21 protein-coding genes and 1 riboswitch are annotated in these 26,627 nt (G+C 36.5%); of the genes, 10 read left to right on the top strand and 11 right to left on the bottom strand.

Going from position 1 to position 26,627, the window contains the following annotated elements:
* Window positions 1–24 precede the first annotated feature (24 nt).
* Window positions 25–327 (top strand): helix-turn-helix domain-containing protein, encoded by a 303-nt coding sequence (locus KHA94_RS08080; RefSeq protein WP_213101633.1) that lies wholly within the window; start codon window positions 25–27, stop codon window positions 325–327.
* A gap of 26 nt (window positions 328–353) precedes the next feature.
* The gene (locus KHA94_RS08075; RefSeq protein ID WP_213101632.1) at window positions 354–1,175 is read left to right on the top strand and encodes an IS3 family transposase; all 822 of its coding nucleotides are present in this window, start codon (window positions 354–356) and stop codon (window positions 1,173–1,175) included.
* 168 nt (window positions 1,176–1,343) lie between these two features.
* On the opposite strand, the gene KHA94_RS08070 is transcribed toward KHA94_RS08075, so the two are convergent.
* Complete coding sequence (locus KHA94_RS08070; protein ID WP_213101631.1) at window positions 1,344–3,515, bottom strand: hypothetical protein; 2,172 nt, start codon at window positions 3,513–3,515, stop codon at window positions 1,344–1,346.
* An 890-nt stretch (window positions 3,516–4,405) separates the two neighbouring features.
* Between KHA94_RS08070 and KHA94_RS08065 the strand changes: the two genes are divergently transcribed.
* The 3 genes from KHA94_RS08065 to KHA94_RS08055 are packed head-to-tail and all read left to right on the top strand — an operon-like array spanning window position 4,406 to window position 6,403.
* Window positions 4,406–5,386, top strand: coding sequence for an Ig-like domain-containing domain (locus KHA94_RS08065; protein ID WP_213101630.1), 981 nt, complete (start codon window positions 4,406–4,408; stop codon window positions 5,384–5,386).
* The gene (locus tag KHA94_RS08060) at window positions 5,387–6,136 is read left to right on the top strand and encodes an Ig-like domain-containing domain (protein ID WP_213101629.1); all 750 of its coding nucleotides are present in this window, start codon (window positions 5,387–5,389) and stop codon (window positions 6,134–6,136) included.
* Window positions 6,137–6,403 carry a hypothetical protein gene (locus KHA94_RS08055; RefSeq protein WP_213101628.1) on the top strand — a complete coding sequence of 89 codons (267 nt, stop codon included), beginning with the start codon at window positions 6,137–6,139 and terminating at the stop codon, window positions 6,401–6,403.
* 649 nt (window positions 6,404–7,052) lie between these two features.
* On the opposite strand, the gene KHA94_RS08050 is transcribed toward KHA94_RS08055, so the two are convergent.
* Window positions 7,053–7,949, bottom strand: a complete 897-nt coding sequence (locus KHA94_RS08050; protein ID WP_213101627.1) for a DMT family transporter — start codon at window positions 7,947–7,949, stop codon at window positions 7,053–7,055.
* 148 nt (window positions 7,950–8,097) lie between these two features.
* On the opposite strand from KHA94_RS08050, the gene KHA94_RS08045 reads away from it, so the two are divergent.
* Together KHA94_RS08045 and KHA94_RS08040 are read left to right on the top strand one after the other, a co-directional pair.
* Window positions 8,098–8,925: a TrmB family transcriptional regulator gene (locus KHA94_RS08045; RefSeq protein WP_213101626.1), complete on the top strand. Its 828-nt coding sequence runs from the start codon at window positions 8,098–8,100 to the stop codon at window positions 8,923–8,925.
* Between the two features lie 425 nt (window positions 8,926–9,350).
* Window positions 9,351–9,782, top strand: a complete 432-nt coding sequence (locus KHA94_RS08040) for a terpene synthase (RefSeq protein ID WP_249365400.1) — start codon at window positions 9,351–9,353, stop codon at window positions 9,780–9,782.
* On the opposite strand, the gene KHA94_RS08035 is transcribed toward KHA94_RS08040, so the two are convergent.
* Window positions 9,756–10,091: a RepB family plasmid replication initiator protein gene (locus KHA94_RS08035; RefSeq protein ID WP_213101625.1), complete on the bottom strand. Its 336-nt coding sequence runs from the start codon at window positions 10,089–10,091 to the stop codon at window positions 9,756–9,758. The two genes, KHA94_RS08040 and KHA94_RS08035, sit on opposite strands and share 27 nt — an antisense overlap.
* A 462-nt stretch (window positions 10,092–10,553) precedes the next feature.
* Between KHA94_RS08035 and KHA94_RS08030 the strand changes: the two genes are divergently transcribed.
* Window positions 10,554–11,192, top strand: a complete 639-nt coding sequence (locus KHA94_RS08030) for a glycine zipper family protein (protein ID WP_213101624.1) — start codon at window positions 10,554–10,556, stop codon at window positions 11,190–11,192.
* Between the two features lie 268 nt (window positions 11,193–11,460).
* Here the strand turns inward: KHA94_RS08030 and KHA94_RS08025 are convergent, their stop codons facing one another.
* From KHA94_RS08025 to KHA94_RS08010, 4 genes are all read right to left on the bottom strand, one after another.
* Window positions 11,461–12,891 carry an IS4 family transposase gene (locus KHA94_RS08025; protein ID WP_213101623.1) on the bottom strand — a complete coding sequence of 477 codons (1,431 nt, stop codon included), beginning with the start codon at window positions 12,889–12,891 and terminating at the stop codon, window positions 11,461–11,463.
* Window positions 12,892–13,395: 504 nt separating this feature from the next.
* Window positions 13,396–15,213, bottom strand: a complete 1,818-nt coding sequence (locus KHA94_RS08020) for a coiled-coil domain-containing protein (RefSeq protein ID WP_213101622.1) — start codon at window positions 15,211–15,213, stop codon at window positions 13,396–13,398.
* Between the two features lie 223 nt (window positions 15,214–15,436).
* Window positions 15,437–17,539, bottom strand: coding sequence for a methyl-accepting chemotaxis protein (locus KHA94_RS08015; RefSeq protein WP_213101621.1), 2,103 nt, complete (start codon window positions 17,537–17,539; stop codon window positions 15,437–15,439).
* Window positions 17,540–19,195: 1,656 nt separating this feature from the next.
* Complete coding sequence (locus KHA94_RS08010) at window positions 19,196–19,915, bottom strand: DUF6022 family protein (RefSeq protein WP_213101620.1); 720 nt, start codon at window positions 19,913–19,915, stop codon at window positions 19,196–19,198.
* A 182-nt stretch (window positions 19,916–20,097) separates the two neighbouring features.
* On the opposite strand from KHA94_RS08010, the gene KHA94_RS08005 reads away from it, so the two are divergent.
* Window positions 20,098–20,565: a MarR family transcriptional regulator gene (locus KHA94_RS08005; RefSeq protein ID WP_213101619.1), complete on the top strand. Its 468-nt coding sequence runs from the start codon at window positions 20,098–20,100 to the stop codon at window positions 20,563–20,565.
* A 342-nt stretch (window positions 20,566–20,907) separates the two neighbouring features.
* Here KHA94_RS08005 and KHA94_RS08000 read toward each other — a convergent pair whose 3' ends face one another.
* From KHA94_RS08000 to KHA94_RS07985, 4 genes are all read right to left on the bottom strand, one after another.
* Window positions 20,908–22,290: a S41 family peptidase gene (locus KHA94_RS08000; RefSeq protein WP_213101618.1), complete on the bottom strand. Its 1,383-nt coding sequence runs from the start codon at window positions 22,288–22,290 to the stop codon at window positions 20,908–20,910.
* Between the two features lie 301 nt (window positions 22,291–22,591).
* Complete coding sequence (locus KHA94_RS07995; protein ID WP_213101617.1) at window positions 22,592–23,728, bottom strand: plasmid pRiA4b ORF-3 family protein; 1,137 nt, start codon at window positions 23,726–23,728, stop codon at window positions 22,592–22,594.
* Between the two features lie 93 nt (window positions 23,729–23,821).
* Window positions 23,822–24,574 (bottom strand): hypothetical protein, encoded by a 753-nt coding sequence (locus tag KHA94_RS07990; protein WP_213101616.1) that lies wholly within the window; start codon window positions 24,572–24,574, stop codon window positions 23,822–23,824.
* A 388-nt stretch (window positions 24,575–24,962) separates the two neighbouring features.
* Window positions 24,963–25,451, bottom strand: coding sequence for a sigma-70 family RNA polymerase sigma factor (locus tag KHA94_RS07985; RefSeq protein ID WP_213101615.1), 489 nt, complete (start codon window positions 25,449–25,451; stop codon window positions 24,963–24,965).
* Window positions 25,452–25,788: 337 nt separating this feature from the next.
* Between KHA94_RS07985 and KHA94_RS07980 the strand changes: the two genes are divergently transcribed.
* A complete protein-coding gene (locus tag KHA94_RS07980; protein ID WP_213101614.1) occupies window positions 25,789–26,352 on the top strand; it encodes a competence protein ComK in 564 nt (187 codons plus the stop codon).
* 67 nt (window positions 26,353–26,419) lie between these two features.
* Window positions 26,420–26,526, top strand: a riboswitch (SAM riboswitch).
* The last annotated feature ends 101 nt before the right edge of the window (window positions 26,527–26,627 follow it).

The following is a 26,627-nucleotide window of genomic DNA, read 5'->3' as shown; positions in this document are numbered from 1 at the left end:
CTACATTATTGGGGGACATACAAAATGACAAGAAAACATACAAGTGTCGAAACTAAGTTAAAAGCTGTACTTCAGATAATAGATGGGGAGAAATCAGTAATAGAGGCTGCTAGAGGACTAAATTTACACCGTGATACTGTTAATCGTTGGGTTAATGCATATAAGGAAAGAGGAGAAAAGGGCTTAGAAAATCCACATTCTCATAGTACCCCTCAATCTAAAAATAGTAATAAAAAAGTTAAGGAGTTAGAGAAAAAACTAAAAGAAAAAGAATTGGAGAATGAGATATTAAAAAAGTTCCAGGCCTTTCTCAAAGAGAACGAATAAGCAAGAAATTCGAAGCTATTTCTTTTTTGAGAAAGGATTATCCAGTTGTTCTTCTTTGTCGTGTATTAGGGGTTTCAAAAAGTGGATATTATGCTTATCTTAGTAGACCTAAAAAGCAAGTCTCAAACAAGGATCGTAAGCTCTTAACTAAGATAAAACGGGCATACACTCTTCATAAAGGCACGTATGGAGCCAAAAGAATTGCAAAATATTTAAAAGATAAGGGGACTATTGCAAATCATAAAAGAGTAGCTCGTATTATGAGGGAAGCAAATATTAAAGCATTAGTAAGACGGCCTAAAACAACGCAAGAAACAAAAGGCCAGGCTGCCGGATATGTGTATAAAAATCTTTTAGAACGAGATTTTCATGCCAGTCACCCCAACCAAAAATGGGTTACGGATATGACAGAAATTCAAGTTGAACAAGAAAAACTTTATATATCAGCCTTGATGGATCTATTTAATAAGGAAGTTCTTGCCCTAGAAGTTAGCTCTAGCCCTAATCAAGAGCTTATTAAAGCTACCATTGAATCAGCTCGAAAGAAACGAAAATTAAAAACGCTTGAAGGAGTCACCGTACACAGTGATCAAGGAAGTGTATATAGATCGTTTAATTATTATAACTTGAGCAAGAATTTGAAGTTTACACCTAGTATGTCTCGTAAGGCAAACTGTTGGGATAACGCTGTGATTGAAAGCTTCTTTTCTCAATTGAAAACAGAATTCCCTTGTTTCTATCCAAAAATTCAATTACAAACATTTCAACAAGATTTAAATAAATATATCCGTTACTACAATGAAAAACGAACCCAAAGTTACTATTTAAACTATCAAAAAGCGATATAATGTCGTATTTTGATAATGTCTATATTTTGGGGTCTTGACCACTGGCACCTTTCTGAAATGCAAAAAGAAAAGCCCCGTAGAGATTACTCTCCACAGAGCCTTCCATCTTACTCTATTTGTTTACTAATCTTTTGACAAATTTCGGGTGGTGACAGGCACCTTTCCCAATTACTGTAATGGTAATGTTTTATTAACAGTTAAATTCAAACCATCTTGGTTTGTTACATTAGAGATGTTATATAATTGTGCAGTATCAGCATCAAAGTCTTTGTTAGATTTACTTGGTCCACCTAATTTAACTTTAATTTCGTTTGAGTTATTATTATCATTTACAAGTTCAGTTTTATCATAACCAATGCGATATTCTAGTTTTTCACCTTTTTTATCGACAAATGTTAAGACTGAACTTGTTGTGAACTTAGCTTCATCTTTATATCCATCGATCGAAGAGAAAGTAAACGTAAGTTCTTCAGCAAAACCAAGTTCTCCAGCAACAGCTGCTACTTCAAACTCACCTTCATAAAGGTTAATTGTCTTAGTACCACCTACTACAACATCAGATGAATTCTTTCCTTCATATTGGCCAATTACAAATGTGTTCTTAACGCCTTCTGATAAATAAACGCGTTCTTCCCATCTGCCTGATGAATCAACTTTAACTGCATGATCAGAGTTGCCATTTGCATCAGCATTAATCTTAACATATTTTCCTGGTTCACCAGTTCCACGTAAATCGAAGTACTTTTGATTAGTTTTCGGATTTACACGTACATCTTTCTTAGAAGGATTTGTAACAGTAATTACTTTAACATCAACTTTTTCAACAAGATTGAAGAAGTTTCTTTCACCCTTTTTATAATCAACACTGATTTTTGAATATTGTGTTAATGCTTTTTTGAAGTCATCATATGATACAATTTTTCCTTCTACTTGGAAAGTATCATTTTTAGTGAAAGAATACTTATACTCAGGGTCTGCACCCTTTACTTTTGCAGTGAAATAGTCTTTATCACTGTCTACATGTAGGACTGTATCTTTCTCAAGAGCTATCTTGTCTCCATCAACCATTACGATTGTTTTGCCACTTTCAAATGACTTTCCAGTATCAAGATTTGTAACTTTAACTGTAGTCTCACCCTGTGCTGCACCCTTAACCACAACAGATAAAACGCCATCTTTAACTTTTACATTTGTAAGCTTTGAATCACCATTAACAGAAACGATGTCAACAACACCAGCTTTTGTTAATTCTACATCTGCATAACCATTATACTTTCTTCCATCACTGTCCTTCAAGTCGAAAGTATATGTGCGGTATTGATCTTTTTCAATTCTTTCAGCTTTATCAGCAGAAGTAATTGGGTCATCAGTAGATTGCTTTGGAGCTGTATATGACTTAGTAGCTTCACCTTTGTAAGACAAAGTATAAGTCTCTCCAGCTTTTTCTCCATTTACTGTTAAAGTAACTGTTTTCTTGTCATCACTTAATTTTGTAGAAGATACTTCTAATCCTTTATCAAAAGTGAAGTGAGTAACAGGTGCTACATCAAGAGCTTTCGTAAATTTAACTTCTACAGTAGTAGAGTTAACACGAGTCACAGATTTTACAGTTAAAGGTAAAGCATCTACAGCATCATTTAAGTTTTTAGTTAAAGCATCTTTAAATTGCTTAACATCTTTTAATGCATATTCAGCTTTTTCAACATGATCAACTGCTTTGTCATATTCTTTAGATTTAGTATACTTATCAACTAAATCAGTGTGATCAAGAACAGTCACTTCATTAATTACACTTTTGTATAATTTTTCAGCTGGATCTTTAAATGTTCTTAAGATACCATCACGAGTTGATTGACCGTAAACTCTGTAAAGTAATTCAGCTTGCTTACGGATTTCAGCTGTTAATGTATGATAGCTTGATTGAACAGCTTTAAGATCAGCAGCTTTGATAGCTTTATCTAATGCTGCTTGTTTAGTTTTGATTTTTTCACCAGAAGTAAGTGCATCAATGTAAGCTCCAGCACGCTTGATTTGAAGATCAGAATCTAAAAGACGTGCTTCGTAAACTGCTTTGTCAGCACCTTTTAATTTTGCAACTTCAGCTTTAGCTGCTTTGTTTGCTTTCTTAGCTGCATTGTATTCAGCGTAAGGACGAGTTACAAAATCAGCAGTTCCCTCAACTGAAATTGACCATTGTAAAACTTTAGCAGTTGCTTCTGCTGCTTTAACTAATTGTTCTACATTTGTAGCTGCATCAGCTTTGTTAGCTGGTGCTGCAGCAACGAATGCTGAAGCTGCTACTGCAGTTGAAGCTGCGATTTTAATAGCTTTCTTTTTCATAAACTTGTATTCTCCCTTCATGCTATGTAGTGCATATTTTTTGTTAGCAATGAATAAACCAATGGTTGTGTTTTCCTCTATATCCACCGCTTACCTAACTAGTAAAATAGTATACCAAAGTATTATCTTTTATGCAATAGTTACCAATATATATATTTTTTTGGTAGGCGGGGATAGGTTTTCCAACTATGGTTTATATATCATATAATAATACAAAGCTTGCAAAATTTCTACAATTTCTATCATGTTTTTAATAAATTTGTAATATATTCGCTGTTTAATAGAAAAGTGTAACCCCTTTGAAATAATATTAGAATAATTTTCCTGAGATATCTATTCGCAGAAACTTTCCTTTATACTCACCTCCGACGTGTAGGACATACTAACGTACTAGTGCCGATGTCACCACAGGACAAGGAAAGTTGCGAAATCATGCCTTTGGTAGGATGTGGCGTCTTTAGCCGGCGAGGAAAGTGCTCCTCTTCCTAATGCTTCCCAATTAGACCTACGATGCATACGCTGTTAAAGCCTTTCATGTGGAGAAAGACATTTCTCTAACTTGAAAAAGCTTAAAATGATTGTATTGAAACGCACACCTTTTCATTCTATTCAGAAGTTTCACAAAGATGCGTGCTGGAATAAAAAATTGGCTATATTAGAAATTTTTACATGTATTTTTTCGATTTATTTGGTACACTATGGTTAAGAAGGTTTTCTCCCAAATGGATGCTTTCTTTAACTTGTATAGTACGCATGTACTAACCTTCGCTTCAGCGTTCAGGAAGAGTCGCCAGTTTTGGCGGCTTTTTCCTTTTTTTATGGAGATATGTCGAATTTCGTAGTATATTAAGACTAGAGCGTCATTACATACGAAGGTGGTTAGTTACTATATGAGAAAAGTAAACATTCTAGGAGTTGTTTTCCTTTTGCTCCTTTCGATACTCGTTCCTGCTGTCAATCATCCAGTACAGGCATCTAATTATCCGAAAATCGAAAAGACGATCCCTGCAGCCGGCGATCAACATGTGCCGATTGACACCGATATTCGCATTCAATTTAATAGCAATATTCTTAAAATTTCCGCGAATTATATTAAACTATTTGTCAAAACTAATGGAACCTATACCGATCTCCCGATAAAAACCATTCGTAAGGATCGAGACGTATTAAACATTATTCCTGAGCAATCCCTTGAATTTAACAAGGATTATCTCGTTCAGATTAATGGACCTGCGATCGAATTGGAGAACGGCACTTATAGCCAGTCTCTTTCATACGAATTCTCAACAAACTATATTGATTTTTATGAGCTAATGGTGATTAACGAACAGCGCCTAGAAAATTTGCTTACTCAATATACGCCGAGGGAAATAAAAGCATTCGCTCCAAAGAGATATATAAATGAAATCAATGTTACCCATAAAAAACCTGGTGCCTTTAAAGAGGACCAAACATCGATTAGCGGCATTACAAACATCGATATTACGACGAAGAGCGAAGATGTTAAAAATGTGCATGTTGAAATTTTGAAAAATGGCAAGCTCCTTCAGAAAGGGTATGCCCACTCATTAAATGAAGATAAGGGACAAAAAAATACATTAAAATTTGACATTGGTTTTTCCAAGATGCCGGACTTTTTTGATGTGCATGTAACCGCACTCGATAGCTCTCAAAAAATTATAGATTCTAAGATTCTTAAATTTGCAACAGAAGAAGGCAAAATTATTAACACTTATAAAGAGTCTTTTAAATATAAGACAGAGGGGAAAGGATATACCCTGCATGAGCTTCTATCCAAGGAATCGCTTTTCTCGGATTTTCTAGCAGAAAGCCCGCTAACGGACATCAAAGTACAGGTTGAGGATAAGTAAATGAGAAAGCCTTTAATACTCCTTATGATGCTTGTCATCATTGTTCTATTTCCAGGCATTCTTGTCGGGCAGGCGTCGATTGAAAAGGTGCTTCTGGAGGATCGAACGATTCAAGATCCATTAAAGAGCTGGTCTGTTACTTTTACCCAGCCGGTTAATAAAGGAACGATTAAAAAGCAAAACTTCTATATTATAGATGAAAGAAAACGAGAGCTGAAGACAAAGCTCCGCGTTTCGGAAGATGAAAGTAAAGTGACAATTACGCCGGAATCCCCTTACAAGGATAATGTTCAATATTATTTACATATTAAAGGAAATGTGAAATCTGGAAAGACGTTTTTAAACGAGCATACGATATTACCGTTTAAGCTGGAAACTCGAACAAGCTCGAACAAAGGGACGAATAAGACGTCGGGAACCGACAAAAAACAGGTTTCAGCTAATACCGGCAAGAGCGAAACTAATACCAGCAAGAGCGAAACGAGCTCAAGCTCTAAGCCAAATCAAAAAAATAAAGCAAAAAACTTAACGAGTGTTCAAACAGAGTGCCATTCGCATTTCGTTGAGATTACAGTCAATGTAAGTGATCAGGTAGCAAAGGTAAAGACCGGCAGTGATGAGTTTGAGTATAAGGGCAATAATCTATTCGTGCTTTATAAACCAGACCTTAAAAAAGGCGAAAAGCTTACGGTAAAAGGATACAGCATCTCAAATAAGGTGCTGGAAACAAAGGAGATCGTGATTCCGTAAATGGCTAAGAAAGCTTTCGTAAACACAATAATATTCACACTCATCATTATCAACCTCATCATCTGGCCGGCAATCTTCATGGATTTAAATGAGGACTCTGGGGAAGCTAGTGTTGATCAGGAAACATCGGAACAGTCGGTGAAGTCTGAAACGGAAACAGCGGATACCGGAGCAGAAGATTCATCTGTCAAGGGTGTAGAAAATACAGATTCACCTCAAGATACGCCTTCGGAGAAAAAAGCTTTTAAAATTCTTAAGATTGAATGAAACCTTTTCGGCCGTTACTACGTCTTATAGGTGGACACTAGCAACGGGTAACTCCATTGGTAGTGCTTACCTAACTAAGGCAGCGCGACTGCCAAATGATTTGTCAGTATTCCCAATGAGGATACTGACTTTTTTTATTTTTTCTAGCAATTTCAAAGTTTTAGAAAAACTTGGCGTTCGCCAAGTGTAGTTTTGAAATAAAGTCGCGATGTTTATAAAAAAGTTGCGATGTTTTGAAGAAAGTCACGATGTTTTAAAGAAAGTTGCGAAGCTTTACCCCTTTAGATATGGTTATCTAAAGGGTAATCTTATAGTGAAAGGAAAAGTATTTCTGAACCAAAAGGTGTATTAGAGAATTATTTAGTAACAATAGGGTTATTCAGCAATCGGACCAGATTGTTGAATAGCAATCAGTAGTATTTGGACATTTATGTAAAGATGGAGTTTATGAATGTTTTCACTGAAAGTAAAGGGAGTTTAATAGTGGCACCACCCATTCAGACTTTTTGTGTTACTAATTTGCACATTGCGAAATTATCACAGCGTATTAATTAAATAATAGAAAAATCCTGAAAATTTGTAGAGGATTTTCAGGATTTTCATCTGGTTATTAAATATTTTTAAAACAAAAAATCCAAGGATTTTCTAATTAAGTTGCAGAATTTGAATTAGGTTCATTTGAAACTTCTTCTATCTGAATAGAACTTAAAATAACACCTATAATGACAATGATTCCACCTATTATTTGTAATAGGGAGACGACTTCACCCAATATTAAAACGGAGAATACTAACCCTAAAACTGGAACAAGATTCATCAAAGATACTGAAACACTAGCTGAAAGTTTTTTTAACCCAAAATTATACAATACAAATGCAGCAACTGAACATCCGACACATAAAAAAATTAATGCATTCATTGAAGTTACGCTAGGTATTCTCCAAGGTTTATCCTCAAGAAAAACAAATGGTATAAACCAAATGGCACCTATTAACATCTGATAATAGGTTAATGTCAACGCCGAATACTTATTTGTTAAGTCTCTTGTAATAAAGTTGTAAAATGCCCAAACAATCCCCCCTCCAATAAGAATAAGATTTCCCCAAAACGACTTTGAACTTCCACTAATGGTAATCTGTGTTAGTATTGCTACACCTATGATAGCGAGGATAATTCCTAAAGACTTTTGAAAACTAGGTTTTGAACGGAAAACAAAAAACTCCAGTAGTGATGTTATAGCTGGAAAAGAAGCAACAATTAATGCCGCATTAGAGGCAGATGTCATGCTGACCCCAATGTTTTCTAAAGTAAAATATAATGTTATTCCAAAAAGGGAACTTATTGCAACTCGTTTACGATCTTCTTTTCGAATTTTTTCCTTATTTTTCACTATTTTATTAATTATCCAAAATATCAGCACAGCCAAACATGTTCTAACAACACCTAGTTGAATAGGTGCGAACGTTTCATATGCTATCTTCGTCGCAATAAAGGACGCACTCCATAATAGGACTGCACTGATACAAGCAAAATAATAAACTCTCATGATAAAATTCTGACCCTGCCTTTCTAATTAGTGGCTACATTAGTAACTACTTAATTGAATGAATTTTATCAAAATTGCTTGGTAATAACAATAGCTTTTGATAAAATATTAGTTACAATGGTAGCTACTATTTTGTTTGGAGGGTCCTATGAAAGAAAATACAATAGAAACGTTAAAAAATCTAAATTTCACGGAATATGAAGCCAAAGCATATCTTGCCTTATTGGAAGAGTCGCCCTTAACGGGATATGCTGTTGCGAAAAATTCTGGTGTTCCACGCTCAAAGATATATGAAGTCCTAGAGAGCCTTGCGTTACGGGGAGATATTTTTGTTAGTTACGGAAACACGCCTCAGTATATTCCTGTTCCTGCTAAGGAGTTGATAAGAAACCGTCGTTTGAAAGCGGAGGAAGCGTTTGAACAGGTGGAAAAATCTTTAGCAAAATTCGAACTATCCTCAAATGACCGTGAAAATATCTGGAACATCACTGGGCGAAACGAGATACTCGATAAGGTAAAAGCATGTATATTATCTGCTGAAAAAAGAGTTCTCTTAGAAATTTGGGAGGAGGAATTCAATGAGTTAGAATCAGAACTGAGACAGGCAGCAAACAAAGGTGTCACTATAACCATTATTACTTATGGGGAAATCGAATCTGATTTCGCTCATATTTACCACCACGATATGAGTCGTGAAATTACTGAAGAGTATGATGGGCGATGGATTGTATTTAGTGGAGATGATGCAGAAGTCGTAGCAGGTATTGTTTCACTGGATAAAGATAGTCGTGCTGCTTGGACAATGCATGTGGGTTTAGTCATGCCGATTACAGAAGTTATGATTCATGATTTGTACCTTATGGAAATTATGGAGAAACATCGTAAAGTGTTAGAGGAGAGTTTTGGAAAAAACCTCATAGATTTACGCCATAAATTTTCCATTTATCCTGATTTCAAAAAACATTACGTGAAATAGAAATGCCTAACTTTTTCTGTGAATCTTGAAAAAAAACGTTAGTATTAGTAATTATTGAGGAGGTTTCTAGTATGGCAGAAGTGTCAATCATTCCATAAAATAGTCAGTACAAAGAAAATTTTAAACGACTTTCATATGAATGTGTAGTTTTGAAATAAAGTTCGATAATTTATAATAAAGATTGATAATTTATTAAAAAGTTTGATCAAAAATCCTGTATTCCAGGATTTTCTCTTGTTCAGCAAACGGGCCAGATTGTGGAGCAAATCCATTTCAGTTTTGATGGATAATTATGTTAAGTTAAATAATGAATATTACCGTAAAACCTTAATTCTTTTATTGGATAGGTGAAAAAAATGATTTCAATTGATAGAAAACCAAGATTATGAGATTTAGAGATTTTTCGTTTCTTTAAAGACGACGAAGTGTTATCTTATGTCATTTTTGAAGATACTAGAGGACCTTATACAGAAGAAGACAAAAAGTTAGATCCACTTTGTTTTTTAGATGAAGAAGATTTAAATGAAATTGTTAATGTATTCAAAATTTACCTTTTAACGGATGAACCTTTAGATAAAGGGGATTCAATTATGTTAAGAGAGTTTTTTGGAAATTTAGTCGACATTAGTTCTATTACGAACTTTATTATTAAAGAATATGTACAAAATGACTTATATGAACATATAGACGATTCTTGGGATATTAAAACTTATCAAAGAATGTTAGATATCGTTGGATCAAATTATAAAATCCAAGCCATTGATGAGAAGAATTGGTTGAATTTATTATCTCAAGATGGGGTCCTACCAACGAAAAGCGAAAAACATACGCTAAGAAATTTGTACAGAAAGTCTTGAGTTTCCTAACACATTATAATACTCGAAATAATTGTTTTCCAAATCCTCAATACTAAATATTAAATCCAAAAGACGCTGTGCATCTTCCTTTGCATGACGTGTTTGATACTTCTCAATCTCAAACTTTTCTTCGAAATCAACCTTGTTAAATTCTGTTTTTCCATCTTGCTGTGTAGAGTAGATCGCATAAACGAGCAACTTCATTTGATTTAAAGTTAACCCTTGGTTCAACTTAGCCATCGATAGTTCATTGCTCTTTTTAATACTGTTTTCATAATTAGTTAAGGTCTTTTTTTCGTTTTTTCTCATCAAAAAGACACTCCTTTTATTGAATCTTTTTTATCCTTTGAAATATACTTTTCGAGTTTTATAAGTTTTTAATTATGAATTAAATATACTTTATATTTTAATTAGTAGCTGATGGGTGTGTTTTTGTAGCCATAAAAGTTACTAGAAAAAAGACACCCTTAAAATGCTTCTAAACAGCTTGTACGATGTTTTTATCTTCCCAATGATTTAAACTGTTAACCAATCATTAAAACACCCTAAACCTAGCCAATTCCCGCAAATTTATAAGAGTGGACTGTAGTTTATTACAGCTTTTGGTTTACCGAATCTTTTTCTCTGGCATCCTGATTTTCAGGAACCGGCTCTCTTTTTATTTCTTTGACAAATATTCAATTTTGAATTTTGGTAGATTTTTCAAAAGTAATAAACAAATCTATGGAGACAATATTATTGAATATATATGTCAAAGGAGAATGATATACCATGGATAAAAAAGAAGCATTAAATAATTCTATAATCAAACCCGAACCTTGGCCTTGGCCATGTGATCCCTATCCTGATCCTTATCCATTTCCTTCTTTCTCTCTATCATCTGGAGAAATACATGGAATGATTGTTAGGAAACTCATTAAATTTCGTGAGCAAACCCAAGGGAATCGCACTCAATATCGAAGTGTTCTTTTAAACGAGCTGAAGAACCGAAGGTTGTTGTCTGCATATGATGTAACTCTTTTAGAAAAAATTTATAGTGTATTAAATGACAAAAGAACCTCGTCTAAAGAGGAAACAATGGATCTCTTTCATACAGTAAACAAGATACACGAAGAGTTAATAGATCAAAATGTGGGTACAAGCCCCCTTGCTATTCAAATTTCCAGCATAGTGTTGAATAGTATTCTTTCCGAATCGCAAAATTCGTCTGTTATTTACGCTGAAAAAGATGATAAAAAAGATGATAAAAAATCAGTTGCAAGCGAAGACGCAGACGGTGCTCTTGACGGGGCGATTGCTGGAGCAATTGTTGGCGAAAAAACAAAAACCATATGGGGTGCTATTTTTGGTGCTATTGGAGGAGCTGTTATTGGCGCAGGAGTAAAATCTGTCGCGGCTTGGATGGATTGAGGGTAATTTTAGGCTGAGTTATTCGTTTATCGCGATGTTCACCGCCTCCACACTGTGAGGCGGATCTCCCGAAAAAATATATACTTTCCGATATTTTAAAAAAGACAGGTGATTTCCCATTCTTTTAAATGGCTTCTCAATGTCTCAAAAGGCTTTTATTAAAATGCTTATAACCCAAATTACTAGATACGAAATGATACTTATTTTAAAACTACGAGTGATAGAAAAGTAGGCATGCCAAAGAAGCCTGTTAAAACGCGATTTTTTTCTAGGCAGCTTGTCTATGCTTCACCGTCGTTTCATACACAACCCCTAGAATATCAAAGACGGTCATCTTCTTATACCGATGACATTTACGACCGTTCTTTTTGAGCAGCTGATAAAGGCGATACAGAATTTCCGAAAGTTCCTCTGTGCCAACTGCTATCGCTTGAAACAGTAACGAAAAGTAATCTTTAATCATATAAATTGCTTTGTATTCACTCAACTCCTGCTTTTTCTTTTCAAGCAGAAGTTGTCGCATTTGAAACATTGTAGAAGAACAGAGGAGAATGCCAATGAGTTGTCCATATAAATGGCACTCTAGGCGTTCTTTTTTAATATTTTTACATTCATCAATTTCAAAGAATGACTTCCACGTTTTAAACAAAATTTCAATCTGCCAACGAAGTGAATACAATGAATGCACATAGTTCGTCGGTATTTCTTCTATCGATGTGTTCGTGATATATACATTCATGCCCATTAAACGTTTACTTTTATCTTTCATGACAATGCCTTTCTTCTTTTCACGTATCGCTTGGTTTTTCAGGCGTGTTTGCGTTTGATCATCGGTTAAACGATGGATAATAACACGTGCTGGAAGCTTCTGATTTTGGCCTATGTATGCATCGGGAATTTCCATCGTGTCACCAGGGGTTAGATCAGACATCATTTGTGTCATATCAAGTTGGATGTATTCTGTTTGCTTTTTTAACGTGCCATTTTTGAAGTATTCTGGCTTAGGGTTTTTGATATAAATGCGTGTATTCAGCTTCAACCGTGAGATATAGTAAGCCCCTTTATCGTGAATAGCTTGTAAGTCTCCTAAATCGAAGTAACCAAGATCACGCAAACATAAATCGCCTGCCTTTACAGTTTCAAGACAGATGGTACCATATGTTTTATCATTGTTCTTTCCTGGTCCCAGCTGCACATTTAAAAACTGGCCACTCAGTAAATCGTATTCCAATTGAATTTTCACGCCTGCAGTATTACTACTCCCTCCAGATCCTTGATAATCAGTAGCAAAGGAATCAGGTAGCTGAAACACAGTCGCATCTAAAATCCGAATACGTTCGAAAACAGAAATCATGTGTGAAGATAGCGATTGTGTCGCATAGAGTTTTTGTGTTAGGAGTGAAGTAAAGACTTCTCGGAGGAATGCGACAGCTGCAGAATTAAATCGTTGATTGAGCCCCTCTTGGCTCATGAGTACACCCGTCGAAGCCTCTAACCGACTACATAGTTGCGTAAGCGATGTACTAGCGACATCCTGGCTGAGCCAAACGCAAAGGGCGATAAGTTCATCTGCTTGATACTTACTAGATCGCTTCACAAAACCAACTTGTTTAGCGATTTCTTGTAGGGCTATTGGAGATAGAAAGCGTTGTAATTCTTGTGCGAAAAGTGTCAGTTCACTGAAGTTGATAGGATTCATAAAAAAACACCATCCTTCTCGTAAACTTCTTACGATAAGCATAGCGTTTTTTCCCTTTTTGGGGTATTGTTTTAACTTAGCTTGATGGGTATGTGGCTGTACCCCAAGATAAAATTTAATTAGTTAGTCTTAAACAATCGGGCGCGATTGTGGTGCAACATAGATAGGAAATGATCAAACTTTTTTATAAAAGAATGAACCAACTGAAAATATTAAGAGCGTGTTTTGATCAATCTTTTTTTCAAAACACGCTCTTTTCTATGATCGTTTATCAAGGTTATTAGTATCAATTTGATCAAACTTTATTTTAAAGCAACACCAAGTCTTTTTTTGGCGAATGCCTTAGTTTTACTTATGCGATCTTATTAGTAGATATTTAATTGAACACACACTTTACTTTAGTACGCTAATAAACTTAAACTTTCCTATTAGCTAAATAAAAACTCCGGCTGCTTCATTATTGCTTTGAAGGCTTACCGGAGTATTGCATGTGTCTGGTTAATATTAAACTGGACTTATTGTAGGACCTGGTGTCACTTCTCTTGCTTGATCATCTGACTCCTCTTCAATCCTCATATCTAGCTTGCTGTTTGCGATCGTAAGGTTATTGCTTTCTCTTTGATCCTCGTTTTTAAGAATGGAAGGAACTGAATATGGTGTGCTTAGCATGCCCATTAATTTAGCGGCTGCTGCTAGACTATTAATGGCATCCTTCTCTTTCCCTTTGTTTCCTGTATCTACATCTTTATTCTGTTTAATATCTTTCGGTTCTGATGCTTTTGGTTCTTGCTTTGGTTTTTCTTGATTATCCTTTTTTGGATCATCTGGATTTGGTTGCTTAGGATCTTCTTTTACAGGCTTTTCTTTCCCTGGCTTATCTTGATCTTCTTGATCATTTCCTTGCTCGTCCTCGTTTTGACCTTGTTCATCTTGTCCGTCCTTTTCTGACCCACCCTCTTCTTTCTCTTGATCCTCTTTATTTTCTTCCTCTAATTCTTCACCGTCTTCTTTCTCTTCTTCCTCTGGAGCTTCTTCTCCTTCTCCCTTCTCTTCCTCTAGATCCTCTTCACCTTCTTGTTGCTCCTCTTGCTCTAATTCCTCATTTTCTTTCTGTTCCTGCTCTAGCTTTTCCTTCTCTTCTTGTTCTAACCGTTCTTTTTCTAATTTTTCTTTTTCAAGTCTCTCTTTTTCTAATCTAGCTTCCTCTTCTTTTTGCTTCATTTCCTTCTCAATTTCTGCAATGGCCTTTTCGATCGCAGACACATCTTGGTTACCTAGATTAATTTTATCTATCTCTCCTATAACGCCTGTTAATTTTTCTATTAATTGTTTGATTTGTTCCTCTGTTAAAGATGTGGACTCTTTAAGCTTTTGAATTAACGAGGCCGTTCCTTCCTTTAAGCCTTCCTTTTGTGCTTGGAGTGCTCTGAAGGTCGCAATTTGTTGATCAATGGCAGCAATTTGGCTTTCGATCTCTACAATTTTTGCTAACAAGCCTTCGTTTTCAGTTTGCAGCGCTTCGATATTATCATTAAGCTCCGTTGCTTTCTCATTCATCTCCTGAATGAGTTCTTCCGTTTTAACCAATTCTTCATCCAGCTTTAGAATTAATTCTTCCGTTTTGGCTTTATACATATTCATTTGCTCCAATATATTATTGAAAAACTCTGGATCAAATTTGCACTCTTGAATGGCGCGATCCTTGATCTCTTCGATAATTTGAATGATTTCAATCATTTCGTCCAATTTTAATTGGGCTTGTTCCTTTGCCTCTGGGAAAACAGTTGAAACAATTTCTTCCAATTTCGTAATTAATTCTTGAACCTCTGTGATGATCTCTTGGAGTGCGGCTATTTGTTGTTCATTCGCGGCAATGGTATTTTGAATTGCGATGATTTCTGATTGTAACTGGCTCTGGAGTGCTTGAAGTCCTTCAATTGTACTTGTATCCGCTTGGAAATCTGGGGGTGTGGCGCCTTCTTCATCCGCTTTTTCCTCATTTAAGGCGTCTAATTTTTCATTCATAGTCGAAATGTCCAGCTCGCTAAGTTTCGCTAATGCATCGTTAATCAAAACTTCTGTTTCTTGTTGGAGTTCATATGTACGATCTCGATACTCTTCGACCGTTCTTGGAAAAATAAAGCAGGCTTGAATATCAGAATCTTGATCATTTCGGGAATTGAATTCCCCATACGTTGGTCTTGTGATCTGTGCGCTTCCTAGTAATATAGATGATATCGCTACACTTGTTGTGAAGTTCTTCAGCATCTTTTTTCGCTGCATTTTCTTCCGTTTTTTATATCTAGAAGACCTTGGTACCACGGTCACGTCCTCCCTCTTTGATTCGTTATATAGAACATCCGGAACAAAAAAACATGCTGAATAATGTGACAAATGGATTATAATACACATTATACAACACAACCTGATAGAATAAAACAGGAAAAAAAAGAAAATTTCTTAATAAAGAACAATGTGGTTGAAGGTAAATAGGTATGACTACCTATTCTATGAAAAAAGAAAGCCAAATGGCTTTCTTTTTCAATTAATTTAATTTGAATCGATTCACAACTTCCTGCAATTCTCCGGCAATGTTGTTCATTTGCTCGGTTAAGGCAGCAGCACGTTCCATTTCAACCTGCTGCTGTGCTGCAGAAGCACTTACCTCCTCAGCGGATGCTGCGGTTTCCTCCGAAATGGCGGATACACTTTGAATCGCTTCTATTGCCTGTTCTTTATAATTGATCATGTCATTTAATTTTGCGGATATATTGCTAACCGATTCGCTTAGCTGTTCGGCTAAATTGGCGTTTTGTTTAAAGGAAGATTCGGTGTCAGAAACGGACTGATTATTCAATTTCATTAATTCAATATTTTGTGTGATCACATCCACCGTTTGTTTCGACTCATCCAATATTTCCTGAACTGTTTTTTGAATGACTTCTGTTTCCTTACGTGACTCCTCCGCCAACTTCCTTACCTCTTCTGCAACGACAGCAAAACCTTTTCCATGTTCTCCGGCACGAGCCGCTTCAATACTTGCGTTTAGTGCAAGCAAGTTCGTCTGTGCGGTAATGCCATTGATAGATTCAATAACGGTTTCGATATCGGCAATTTTTTTGACAAGTGTTTGAGTCTGCTGCTGGACTTTTTCGTTCATTTCATTGGTAGCTTCATTATGTTCACGAAGTAGATTCACCTGTTCCATCCCGTGTACAGTAGACTCTCCAGCTTGTTGTGATAATTGATTCATTTCATCGGAAAGTACAGCTAATAAATCAATTTGTTTCGCGAGATCGACCATCTGTTTATTTGTATGCTCTGCATCTTCTGACTGCTGAGAGGCTCCTTGGGCAATTTCATCCACTGCTGCTGCTACTTCTTCACTAGAAGCGGAGACTTCCTCAAACGTATGATGCACTTCATTAGAAGATCGATTTAATTGATCAGATGATTCCTTTACAATATTTATAGCCTCATTCGTCTTATCTAACATATCGTTAAAAGCCATTGCCACGACACCAATTTCATCATTGCGAAATTGTGATTCCGCCACCTTTTCTGTTAAATCACCTGTGGCAGCAGTTTCAAGAGACTTTCTTAAATAAGTAAGAGGCTTTAATTGTCGATGAATAAACCAAGACGAAGCAAATGCCATGATTAAAATGATTAACACCACAATGGCAATGGTTATATATAAAATCGTCTTATATGTTTCAAGAATACTTGATTTTGGAACGGCCGCCTGTACAGACCAGACTTCATCGATTCCTTCTATCGAGACAGGGGCAAATACATTAAATGCCTCTTCATTTAACGTTTTTGAATCCCTATATAAATTGGATACTTTTCTATCGTTTAAATCGGACTTAACTGTTTCCCAATCAATTTGTTCCTTCATATTCGTTCCAATTAATTTTTCATTCTTGCTGTTTGCTACTATAAGGCCTTGATCCGTAATAATGTTTGCATAGCCGCCTTCTATTTTTATTTTCTTCACTAACTCATTTAAATAATCTACTGAGAAATCAGCTGTCAAAACGCCAATAAATTGATCATCTTTCGAAAACAATGGAACAGATATGGTAGCCATCCAGATTGTCTGATTTCCGACTTGATACTCATACGGCTCTGATAATATAGCCCTCTTCTCTTTTTTAGGTATGAGATACCAATCTCCTTCACCTTCTGTTTCATACCCGCTCACTGCACCTGTATGAATCTTCTCTCCATCTTTATACGCGTAAGGAACAAAACGTTTTTGCTTATCTAATAAGCTTGGATCAATAGAGGTATCCTCTGGCAGAATGCCACTCTCCAAAACAGCCGACATTCCACTAATATGCTCATTTTTAGCAAGGTTACTTTCAATAATCTTTAAAACGGCTTGGGCTGTCAACATTTCATTGTTGTTAAGTGCTTCGATTATATTCTTACTTGTTGTTAAAGTCTCCTTCGTCTGCTTAAAACGATCGCCCATTTCTGCAGCGTATACTTTTGTCAACTCATTTACGTAATCTTCTGAATCTTTCATACTTTTATTATACAAAATGCTATTCGTCACAACGGAGTATAATAAAAACAAAACTAAAAATAACCCAATAATCAGTCCCGACAACTTCCATGCAATGCTTTTTGTTCGTTTCATCTATTCATTTCCTCCAGTAAAAAAGTCCTATCACTCTATTATCATCGGTAGAAAATAATGTTCATTAATAGCTTGAAATAACTTTTTTTACTGTGATCGTATTAAAAAATCACCTTTTTTTACAAATTAAAACCATACTAGTCTTAACCTTCCAAATAAGGGATTTTTGTGATTTAAAATGAAATCGATTACAAGAATCGGAGTGTGTTTTTCTTTTTACAACTAGGGGGAGTATATTCTGAAATATCATATGATAGATGACCACTTAAGAGTTTTGGTGATGCCAAGGATGGAGCGAGACGAAAGAAACTCGGAGGCTGCTTCAAGCGGAAAATGTTATTCTACAATAAATTCCAGGGGATAATAGAAGGCAATCGGTAACCGTCTACCCTGGAAAACGATCATTGTGGGAATCATAGATACCTCTTGGTTACCGATGATCACGAAAATCTTGCTTTTTATGCATAAAAGGGCTTTTTGGGGATCGGGTTTTTCCTGAAATGTGGTCTGTTTCTCTATTCGTTTATGACATCATGGCACTGATTTTTCTTGAAATGTGGTCTATTTCTCTTTGTTTATGACCACTCGGCTTTGATTTTTCGTGAAAAAGTGGAAACAAAGATTCGTTAGTTTCCAAATTTAATGATACTCGCGAAAAAGGTGGAAACAAAAGACGACTAGGTTCCCATTTTTTAAAATAATCGTGGAAAGGTGGAAACAAAGCTCCGTTAGTTTCCAAATTTAATGATATTCGCGAAAAAGATGGAAACAAAAGACGACTAGGTTCCCATTTTTTTAAAAAATCCTGGAAATGTGGAAACAAAGCTTCAGTAGTTTCCAAATTTTGAAGATATTCGCGAAAAAGATGGAAACAAAAGACGACTAGGTTCCCATTTTTTAAAAAAATCCTGGAATAGTGGATACAAAGCTTCAGTAGTTTCCAAATTTAATGATATTCGCGAAAAAGGTGGAAACAAAAGACGACTAGTTTCCCATTTTTTTAAAAAATCATGGAAATGTGGAAACAAAGCTTCGTTAGTTTCCACATTTAATGATATTCGCGAAAAAGATGGAAACAAAAGACGACTAGTTTCCCATTTTTTTAAAATAATCGTGAAAAAGTGGAAACAAAGCTTCGTTAGTTTCCAAATTTAATGATATTCGCGAAAAAGGTGGAAACAAAAGACGACTAGTTTCCCATTTTTTAAAAAATCCTGAAGTGCGGTCTGTTTCTCTTCGTTTTAGGTTATCGGTTAACTCGCAAAACTTACTTTTCTGGCATCATACTTTGGTTACGTTTACCTTGGAAAACGATCATTTGGGGAACCATAATTATTTAATGTGACACCTATCCCCTGTAATATGGACACAAATAGCTAATCGCCAGGCAATGCAGTTGAACTTCTTGTTATGTAACAGAAAAATCTCCTCTAGTCGTGATGACTAAAGGAGATTTTTTGTGGCTTTGAAATAAAGTCACCCTATGTTTATAAAAAAGATTTGATGTTCGCGATGTTATGAAAAACTTCACCGTTTTACCCCTTTGGATATGGTTATCTAAAGGGGGATTTTTACGAAATGACTTCAAACAGAGTCATTTAATTCCCATGGTATTACCCCTAATTAGGTCGTTAACTACCAAGCTTATCTTAATTTCTAATCTCTTCCGAACACAGGACGTTTAAAGAACGCGATTAGACGTCCTTGATAAGGAACAACCGACGTTAGTTCCCAGTTATTGCGTCCCCAAAGAGAAAGAGCATGATCGAGCATTCCCTCGCTCATTTCGGGGTTGTCGATTTCAAGATAATCCCCCAACCCGACCTCAACGCTGTATTCCCAACCATGATTTTTTTGTTCGCCGTTGTCAATTTTTTCTGTTAAAAATGTGCCAGTAAATTCGTTATATTTGGTGATGCGGCTGGAAGCGCGCGAAAGTGCCTCAACAATCTCGCTTCTTTCCGTTTTCTCAAGTGCTATGATATCCGGCGAACGGGGTATACGAAACTGAGTATGATCGTGAAAGACACGGGTGATCAGGCTTCCCATCAGAGTACCATCGGCTTTTTTGCAAACATGCCACATACACCGTTCCCGTTCTTCCGGCGGTCCCCAATACTCTACGGAAGAAGCCAAATGGTCAGACTCCAAGACAAACCCTTCACGCTCAATTTCTTTGATCAAAGGTCCGAATAACTTACGTCCGAAGACACCGTAAGCAAATTCTCCCGACTTATCAAATGCATCCTGAAACTCCGATTGATGTTCTTCCAATACGGATTTCCAATTATTCCGGGTATATTGCTTCATGTAATTTGCAAGCGTATGAATAGTAATCTCTTTTTCTTGCGTAAGAACTTCTTTCAGTGAATTCATAAAAAAACACCTCTTAGTTTATTTTTCCCACACATATAAGACATTTCTGCATCGACCACTAATGATTTGCTTGCATTGAACTGTTATTGTTTTTTGATATAATATGTTATATAAGATTCTTATCTCGTTTAATAAATATCTTATCTCGTGAGATAAAATAATTATATGTGGGGGTTATCAAAATGTCAATAGAAAATCTGTCAAGGGAAAAATTATTAGAATTGTTCAATGAGGAATTGCGAAACTTCAGCACGGAAACGATCATGTTCCATCAAAACGTGGCTGAAAAACTGGGCTTAAATTCCACGGATCACAAATGCCTGGATATTATCTTACAGAACTATCCGATGACTGCCGGCAAGCTGGCCGAAATGACCGGATTTACGACGGGGGCTGTTACTGGCGTGATTGACAGACTTGAAAAAGCTAGTTATGTGTATAGAGATAAAGATCCGAATGACCGCAGACGTGTTATCATACATGTAAATCTTGAAAAAGTGGAGAAAGAGATTCTCCCCGTCTTCACCTCTTTTAGCCAATCTATAAGAGAACTTTTCGAAAAATATAATGATCAGGAGATTAAATTTCTTTTTGACTTTTTGGTCCGCAGCCGAGCTATCCTTCGCGAAGAGTCAAAGAAATTAAGATGAAGAGGAAATCTTAAACTAATGTCCTTGCAGATGAAGTCGGAGTGGGCATGCCAGATATTTTGGAAAGACATGGAGGTAATCCTGAATTTTTAAAAACAATCCTCTACAATCAGGCATGATGGTGGAGAGCACCACAGTAGAAAATGATCAAACTTTTTTATAAAACCGAAACTTAAAACTGTAGAAAAAGAATCCATCTTGATTAATTTTTTTTCAAAATGGATTCTTTTTATTTATCCTAATATACGGGTTTGTGAGGTATTTTTGATCAAACTTTTTTTCAAAGCAACATTTTTACGCAAATTTGATGATGTAGCTAGGTAAGATACCTAGGTATTATGCCTATTGAACCGTCACTTCAAGGTAAATCCCTTTTTGCATACGGTTAGCGTTTTTGCTTGTCCATTTTGGATGAATGATGAGCATATATTTTCCTTTTGATTGAAGGTTTGCTTTTGGCTTGATGGTCATTTTGGAATGGTCTTCTGCATTCACTTCAACAGGCACTTCATTACCACCTAAATGGATGAGTTGAACATCCTGTGGGCTTAGCTTTGACCAATCCATTTCCATGTTCATTTCAACGGTGAATGTTTTTGTAACAGGAACACTATTAAGAGCAGGAAGCTTCTGATAAGTAGCGTGTTTTGCGATTAATTGGTCTCTGTGGGACGTAATTAATTCTTCACCTACAGCTGTTTCAATATTTGGTTTGACACCTGTTTCATGGACTGGCACTCCCTTTGGTGAATAGAAACGGGCTGTTGTTAGTTTTAACATGCTGTTGTCGCTTAATGGGAATAATGACTGCATGGAGCCTTTCCCAAAGGAGGTTTGTCCATATAGTGTCGCACCTTTTTGTTCTTTTACCGAAACTGCGACCATTTCTGAAGCACTTGCACTGTATTCATTGATCAGAATATGAGTCGGGCTTGTAAATTTCACTTTTTGAGGAGTAGCTGCGTAAATTTCCGGCTGCTTTGTTTTATCTCGAATCTGAAAGGCCTTATTCACGTTTGGAAAAAGTCCAGCTACTTCTTGAGCAGTGGATACATAGCCTCCTCCATTGTCTCGAAGATCGAAAATCCAGCCTTTGGCTCCGGTTAATTTACCAATTGCGTTTGTGATTTCCTTCGTAGCATCATTGGAAAAGCTGTTCAGGCGAATATATCCGATCTCTCCACCGAGCATTTGATATTCGACATTTGGAAGCTTGATTACTTCTCTCGTCAATGTTTTTGTTACGGTTTCATTCGTATCGGCTGATATATAGCGTAGCGTGACTGACGTATTGGCCTTGCCGCTTATGAGTGAAACGGCTTTTTGCACAGGTTGTCCAACTAGGCTTACACCATTGACGCTGACAATAATATCTCCTGCCTTCATCCCGCCTCGATCTGCTGGACCCCCTTTGATCACGGACATGATTTTGATGCCCTTTTCATCCTCATCAAGAACGATCCCAACTCCAACTAGCTGTTGCTCGATTCCATTTGAGAACTGGGCGAATTCCTCAGTGGTCATATAGACAGAATAAGGGTCCAGATGCTTCGTGATTTCCTTTGCCGTTGGCTTCGCTAATACGGAAGCAGGCACATCCTCTATGTAATATTCCTTAATTAAATCTCGTATTTCATCAATCGGCACAGCTGCCGAAACAGCCGTCACATTCGACAAAAGTAATAAAACTAGTAAAAAACTAATATACTTTTTCAAGTTGTGCATGGATGGCCTCCTTCAGTGTCATGCACCACTACGGATTGCCTAATTGGTACGTGGTGGTGGAAAATGACATGTTATTTATTTCTATTTTAGTATATATATTGATGAGGTGATAGGTCTTTTTAAAAATAGAATAGCTACTCGCTCACATATTTTTCGAGAATTAAGGCAAAGTAATCTATATTTGGTGATGGCTCGTTTTAACAGAAAAAAGTCGACCATCCGAAACAGTCGACTCATTTTTTCATTATCCTAAAAACACCTTTTGGAACTAGATTTTTCGAGTGGTGCCCGATACGGGAACTCACCACCTGTTTTTAAGTATATGATTTACCTTCCCGATATCAAAATCCCCATAACCCTGCAGCTCTCCCCATTCAACCATATGTTTATAGTCTGGATGCTTTGGATTAGCCAATATTTTAAGAAATTCTTCATAACCATGTTCTCCGCCAACATCTTCTGGTGGAGTGCTTCCTTCACCCTCAAGACAAACCGGATAATTTACATCGTAATCATCGATCATTTTCTCTACTTTAATTTCATGCTGCCAGTTATCCCCGAAATCATAATTATATTCAAGCTTCTTATAGGCAGGGATGTATTCCGATAGCTTTATATCTGTTTCAAGCTTCATTTCAACATCATTCGGATAAGCAAAGGCCTCTTCATCACAAACGAGATTAATAATCGGCTTATGCCCCTTCTCATGATAAACAAAATTGTTGATGGATCGTTCATGAACAGATGCAGCATCTTCGTAAACGTAAAATTCATGGAGATGATAATCCTGCCATCCAAACGCTGTCTGGAGAAATTCATGAAGCTGATCAAATGTGATATTTACCGGAACGACAATTCGACGCCAAACATTCCGCTTCTTCCCTAGCTTTAGCGAAACTTTTAGTTGAACAGCCTTCGTTCTAAAAATAGGTTCCCCCGCAAAAAGCTCAAGATCCTTATACATCTCTTCATTTGGGCAAATATATTTATTCTTCCCATCCCCAACTAAATCTCTGCTGACTCTCATACTCATTCTCGTATTAAAGATAGAATCGCTGTCCAGCAGCTCTTCGAAAAATTGAACATTCTCACAAGCCTTGTTCATTCTTGCAACAGAAGTCCGATCCTTTGTTTTCGTGTAGGTGAACTCCTTAGATTGAAGGAGAAATTTCTCGACTATCTCTTCCTTCATCCCCTCTTGCAGAAATGTTTCACGGATTCCTTGTAATAACACTTCATCCAATTTTTTAAAATCCTTTGCTTTTAGGCCATGGAAAACAATCGCATACCGATTTTGATCATTCACAAGCACAACCGTTTTCCTGCGATTAATGGTTAATAAATGAGCATGCCAAGAAAAGAGCGGTTCAGCCTCTATATGGGATTGAGGTTTGATATCGAGCTGATCTAAAAGTTTTTTTGTACATTGAATAAGCATGTTTATTAGCTCCTATTACTATTTATATTTAGATTATACTCTATATATTTCCTTCCATGTCCAGTCTTAACCAAAGGACCGTTAGGAAGGCATCTATGATTCTGTATATTTTTCGAGAATCGGAGCCAAGTAATCTACCATTGGTGATGACTCATTTTGAACAAAGGCTTCTATGGCTGCTTTTTCTAGCGGGATGAATAGAAGCTCATCGAATTCTGGCTGCTGCCCGCTTTCTATTAATTGCTGGTTGTGCTTTAAGAATTGAGTGTGAAGCGCTTCTGCGGTGGAATGGACGGATAGCTCATACATAACCGCCCAAAAATCATGCGATCCTTTATGCTTAATGAACTTAGGAAGGAAAGAGCGTGTGGATGAGGAGTGAATATCCACCCCCATCTCCTCCTTTATCTCTTTACAGATATTTTTTTCTAAATCAAATATGGATCCTACTAGATCTGATTCATCTAGCCCACCGCCTGTGAATTGCAGGCGTCCAGGTGTAGAGGTTGCTTCGTTCATTCGCCCAATAGCTATATGGTGGTCGCTTGTGATGACAGCTGCACATGTATAGATGACTTTACAAGGAGCAGCGCAATCTTCATGGTGGAGGGTGAATAAATAGTGTTTGTAGTCAGTCTTTGCGACAGTTACTTCAAGCTCTTCGGGGTTTTTGTCAATTTTCGTTATTGTATAAGCTGCTCCGTTTCGTAGAGAAGGGTTCTTTCCTATTTGTTGTTCCCAGTGATGGTGGTGTTGTTGTCGAATTTCAAATGGTAGATTAATAGGGCGGTTATCTAGCTTGACCTTTACATTGTCCGGGGCTGTTTCAATTACAATTGGTTTCATCAGGTGCCTCCTTGTCCTTCTTATAGTTATATTGAACATAATACAATATCTCTGAATTCACGGCCAATTCCAAAATGGATCCCTATTCTGCAAAAAACTCCTATAACAATCGTAAACTAAAGTGAAATTTTTCCCCAAAATATTACTAAAGTAATATTGATCTATCAGTTTTGGCGAAAACAGGAGAAAAGATAGGATTTTCCTCAAAATTTTCTGATTTTCGGCGATAACAGGAAAATTAACATTATGCTTTAATAGAAGAAGCAGTTCTAGTTTCAACCCATGCTATTTTACTTTTTAAGTACAATAGCCTTTCAAATCTCTCTTTGTCATCTCAATTATGAGATGGCCTTTTTTTGTTTAGAACGAAGCAGTCTGCGCTGGCTTCTTAATCCCTTATCTCTAAGCTTCCCCTCAGCTTCTCCTTTGCACCCTTCCGCCATGCTTTAACAGCCGATACAGATACACCTTCCTTAAGGGCAATTTCCTTTATTGTTAAATGATCAATGCAAGTGTACAAAACCCATTTCTTCTGATTATCCGTTAACCCCTCGCAATAGGAAAGTAGGAATTTCACTTCGAAGGGCTGTTCAAGAGAGTTGTCCTCGATCCCCTCCCAAAACTCCTCCTTAGCGTATACACTCCTTTCCTCATGTTTATTTTGCTTCGTCATCTCGGACAAAAATCTGCCTTTGATATAAGTGTAGGCAAAGCTAGTAAACTCTCCTTTTTCCGGATCGAATCGTTCATTTGCCTCCCATAGGGCAATCCTTCCAATCTGGAAGAATTCATCCTTGTTCTTGTAAATATGCAGCGTGTTCATGATTTTATGAATCATAGGTCCGTATTGTTTTACTAATTGCTCAAAGCCCTCCATGTTAAAAAAATCCTTTCAAAGAGCGCGCTTGCTATTGTATTCCCGGGTGCCTTAAACATAACCGAGTCGGAGGAAGCCAGGCTAACAATGGAATACGTGAATATTCACCTTCATCATGGTCGATTTTCGCAAAATTTGCCTCAAATCTTTCTGTACAGATCAATAAAAAGAGATATTTGCGAAAAAAATGCAATTTTAATCAAATATTAAATATTCCAATTGTTCACAAAATTGTAATATATTTCTTCGAATATTTCTGGTATGATGGATTTAGATCAAATTAACCGCATCTTTTGTCCTACTTCATATCAAATTCTAAAAAATGGAGTGTGGGGAAATGTATTTTTTAAAGTATTATCTTATCAATCAGGAAACATCATTGATTAAGGGTGAGCACAATGAGTACGGGAAGCTGTGTTCGAGGGTATTAGAGGGAAGAAAGACATTTCTAGTAGATTGTTCGCCAATCAAATTGCTTGATGAAACATTAAAATTCTATGGCTTCAATTACAAAGGTGCTAAGACAGGTGCAAAATCGATTCTTCGAAAAAACAGTATGTGTCCGATTGTTCTGAATCAGGCGTTAGGCATTTGTATGTTCCCAATCAACTCTCCTGATAAGCACGACAACATATGGTTCAACCCCGATCATATTGTACAAACCTTCCCCTATGGCAGTAAGACAGATGTAAAATTAAGCAATGGGGTTATCATTCGAGTCAACTTAAAATTGTCCACTTTTAACAATAAGCTGCAGATTGCCCATCAATACAGAAGAATCACCCACGATAGAGGCAGACTCACCATGACCATGATTCTCGACGAAAAAAAAGAGCCGGTCTTCATTATAGAAGAAAATGGCGGTTATAATTTTGACAAAATGAAGAGGGATGATGATTAGTCAATTTTTTTATTGACGAGACCCTACGAAATAGATATGATTATAAATAATTTCATAATTAAAAATCTTCTTATTAAGAGAGGTGGAGGGACTGACCCTGCGAAGCCTCGGCAACCAGCATCTATATGCCCGGTGCCAATTTCAGAGGAATAATCACAATTCCGAAGATGAGAAGGTGGAACGGATACAGTTTATGTTATTCATGCTCCCCTTCTGTCTTTCTATGCAGAGGGGGTTTTTTGTTTTTCCATTTTCATTTTACAAACAAAAACAGG

This window comes from Cytobacillus citreus, from assembly GCF_018343665.1.
In the GTDB taxonomy this organism is placed as follows: domain Bacteria; phylum Bacillota; class Bacilli; order Bacillales; family Cytobacillaceae; genus Cytobacillus; species Cytobacillus citreus.
The sequence above is the reverse complement of the archived record's forward strand: the minus strand, read 5'-3'. Positions and strand labels throughout refer to the sequence as shown.

What these genes read in the sequence shown, in the direction of transcription:
- KHA94_RS08060 (WP_213101629.1), top strand. Translation starts at nt 5,387, where the DNA reads ATGAGAAAGCCTTTAATACTCCTTATGATGCTTGTCATCATTGTTCTA.
- KHA94_RS08065 (WP_213101630.1), top strand. Translation starts at nt 4,406, where the DNA reads ATGAGAAAAGTAAACATTCTAGGAGTTGTTTTCCTTTTGCTCCTTTCG.
- KHA94_RS08000 (WP_213101618.1), bottom strand. Translation starts at nt 22,290, where the DNA reads ATGCACAACTTGAAAAAGTATATTAGTTTTTTACTAGTTTTATTACTT.
- KHA94_RS08055 (WP_213101628.1), top strand. Translation starts at nt 6,137, where the DNA reads ATGGCTAAGAAAGCTTTCGTAAACACAATAATATTCACACTCATCATT.
- KHA94_RS08035 (WP_213101625.1), bottom strand. Translation starts at nt 10,091, where the DNA reads ATGAGAAAAAACGAAAAAAAGACCTTAACTAATTATGAAAACAGTATT.
- KHA94_RS08030 (WP_213101624.1), top strand. Translation starts at nt 10,554, where the DNA reads ATGGATAAAAAAGAAGCATTAAATAATTCTATAATCAAACCCGAACCT.
- KHA94_RS07990 (WP_213101616.1), bottom strand. Translation starts at nt 24,574, where the DNA reads ATGAAACCAATTGTAATTGAAACAGCCCCGGACAATGTAAAGGTCAAG.
- KHA94_RS07980 (WP_213101614.1), top strand. Translation starts at nt 25,789, where the DNA reads ATGTATTTTTTAAAGTATTATCTTATCAATCAGGAAACATCATTGATT.
- KHA94_RS08025 (WP_213101623.1), bottom strand. Translation starts at nt 12,891, where the DNA reads ATGAATCCTATCAACTTCAGTGAACTGACACTTTTCGCACAAGAATTA.
- KHA94_RS08070 (WP_213101631.1), bottom strand. Translation starts at nt 3,515, where the DNA reads ATGAAAAAGAAAGCTATTAAAATCGCAGCTTCAACTGCAGTAGCAGCT.
- KHA94_RS08045 (WP_213101626.1), top strand. Translation starts at nt 8,098, where the DNA reads ATGAAAGAAAATACAATAGAAACGTTAAAAAATCTAAATTTCACGGAA.
- KHA94_RS08080 (WP_213101633.1), top strand. Translation starts at nt 25, where the DNA reads ATGACAAGAAAACATACAAGTGTCGAAACTAAGTTAAAAGCTGTACTT.
- KHA94_RS08015 (WP_213101621.1), bottom strand. Translation starts at nt 17,539, where the DNA reads ATGAAACGAACAAAAAGCATTGCATGGAAGTTGTCGGGACTGATTATT.
- KHA94_RS08005 (WP_213101619.1), top strand. Translation starts at nt 20,098, where the DNA reads ATGTCAATAGAAAATCTGTCAAGGGAAAAATTATTAGAATTGTTCAAT.
- KHA94_RS07985 (WP_213101615.1), bottom strand. Translation starts at nt 25,451, where the DNA reads ATGGAGGGCTTTGAGCAATTAGTAAAACAATACGGACCTATGATTCAT.
- KHA94_RS07995 (WP_213101617.1), bottom strand. Translation starts at nt 23,728, where the DNA reads ATGCTTATTCAATGTACAAAAAAACTTTTAGATCAGCTCGATATCAAA.
- KHA94_RS08010 (WP_213101620.1), bottom strand. Translation starts at nt 19,915, where the DNA reads ATGAATTCACTGAAAGAAGTTCTTACGCAAGAAAAAGAGATTACTATT.
- KHA94_RS08050 (WP_213101627.1), bottom strand. Translation starts at nt 7,949, where the DNA reads ATGAGAGTTTATTATTTTGCTTGTATCAGTGCAGTCCTATTATGGAGT.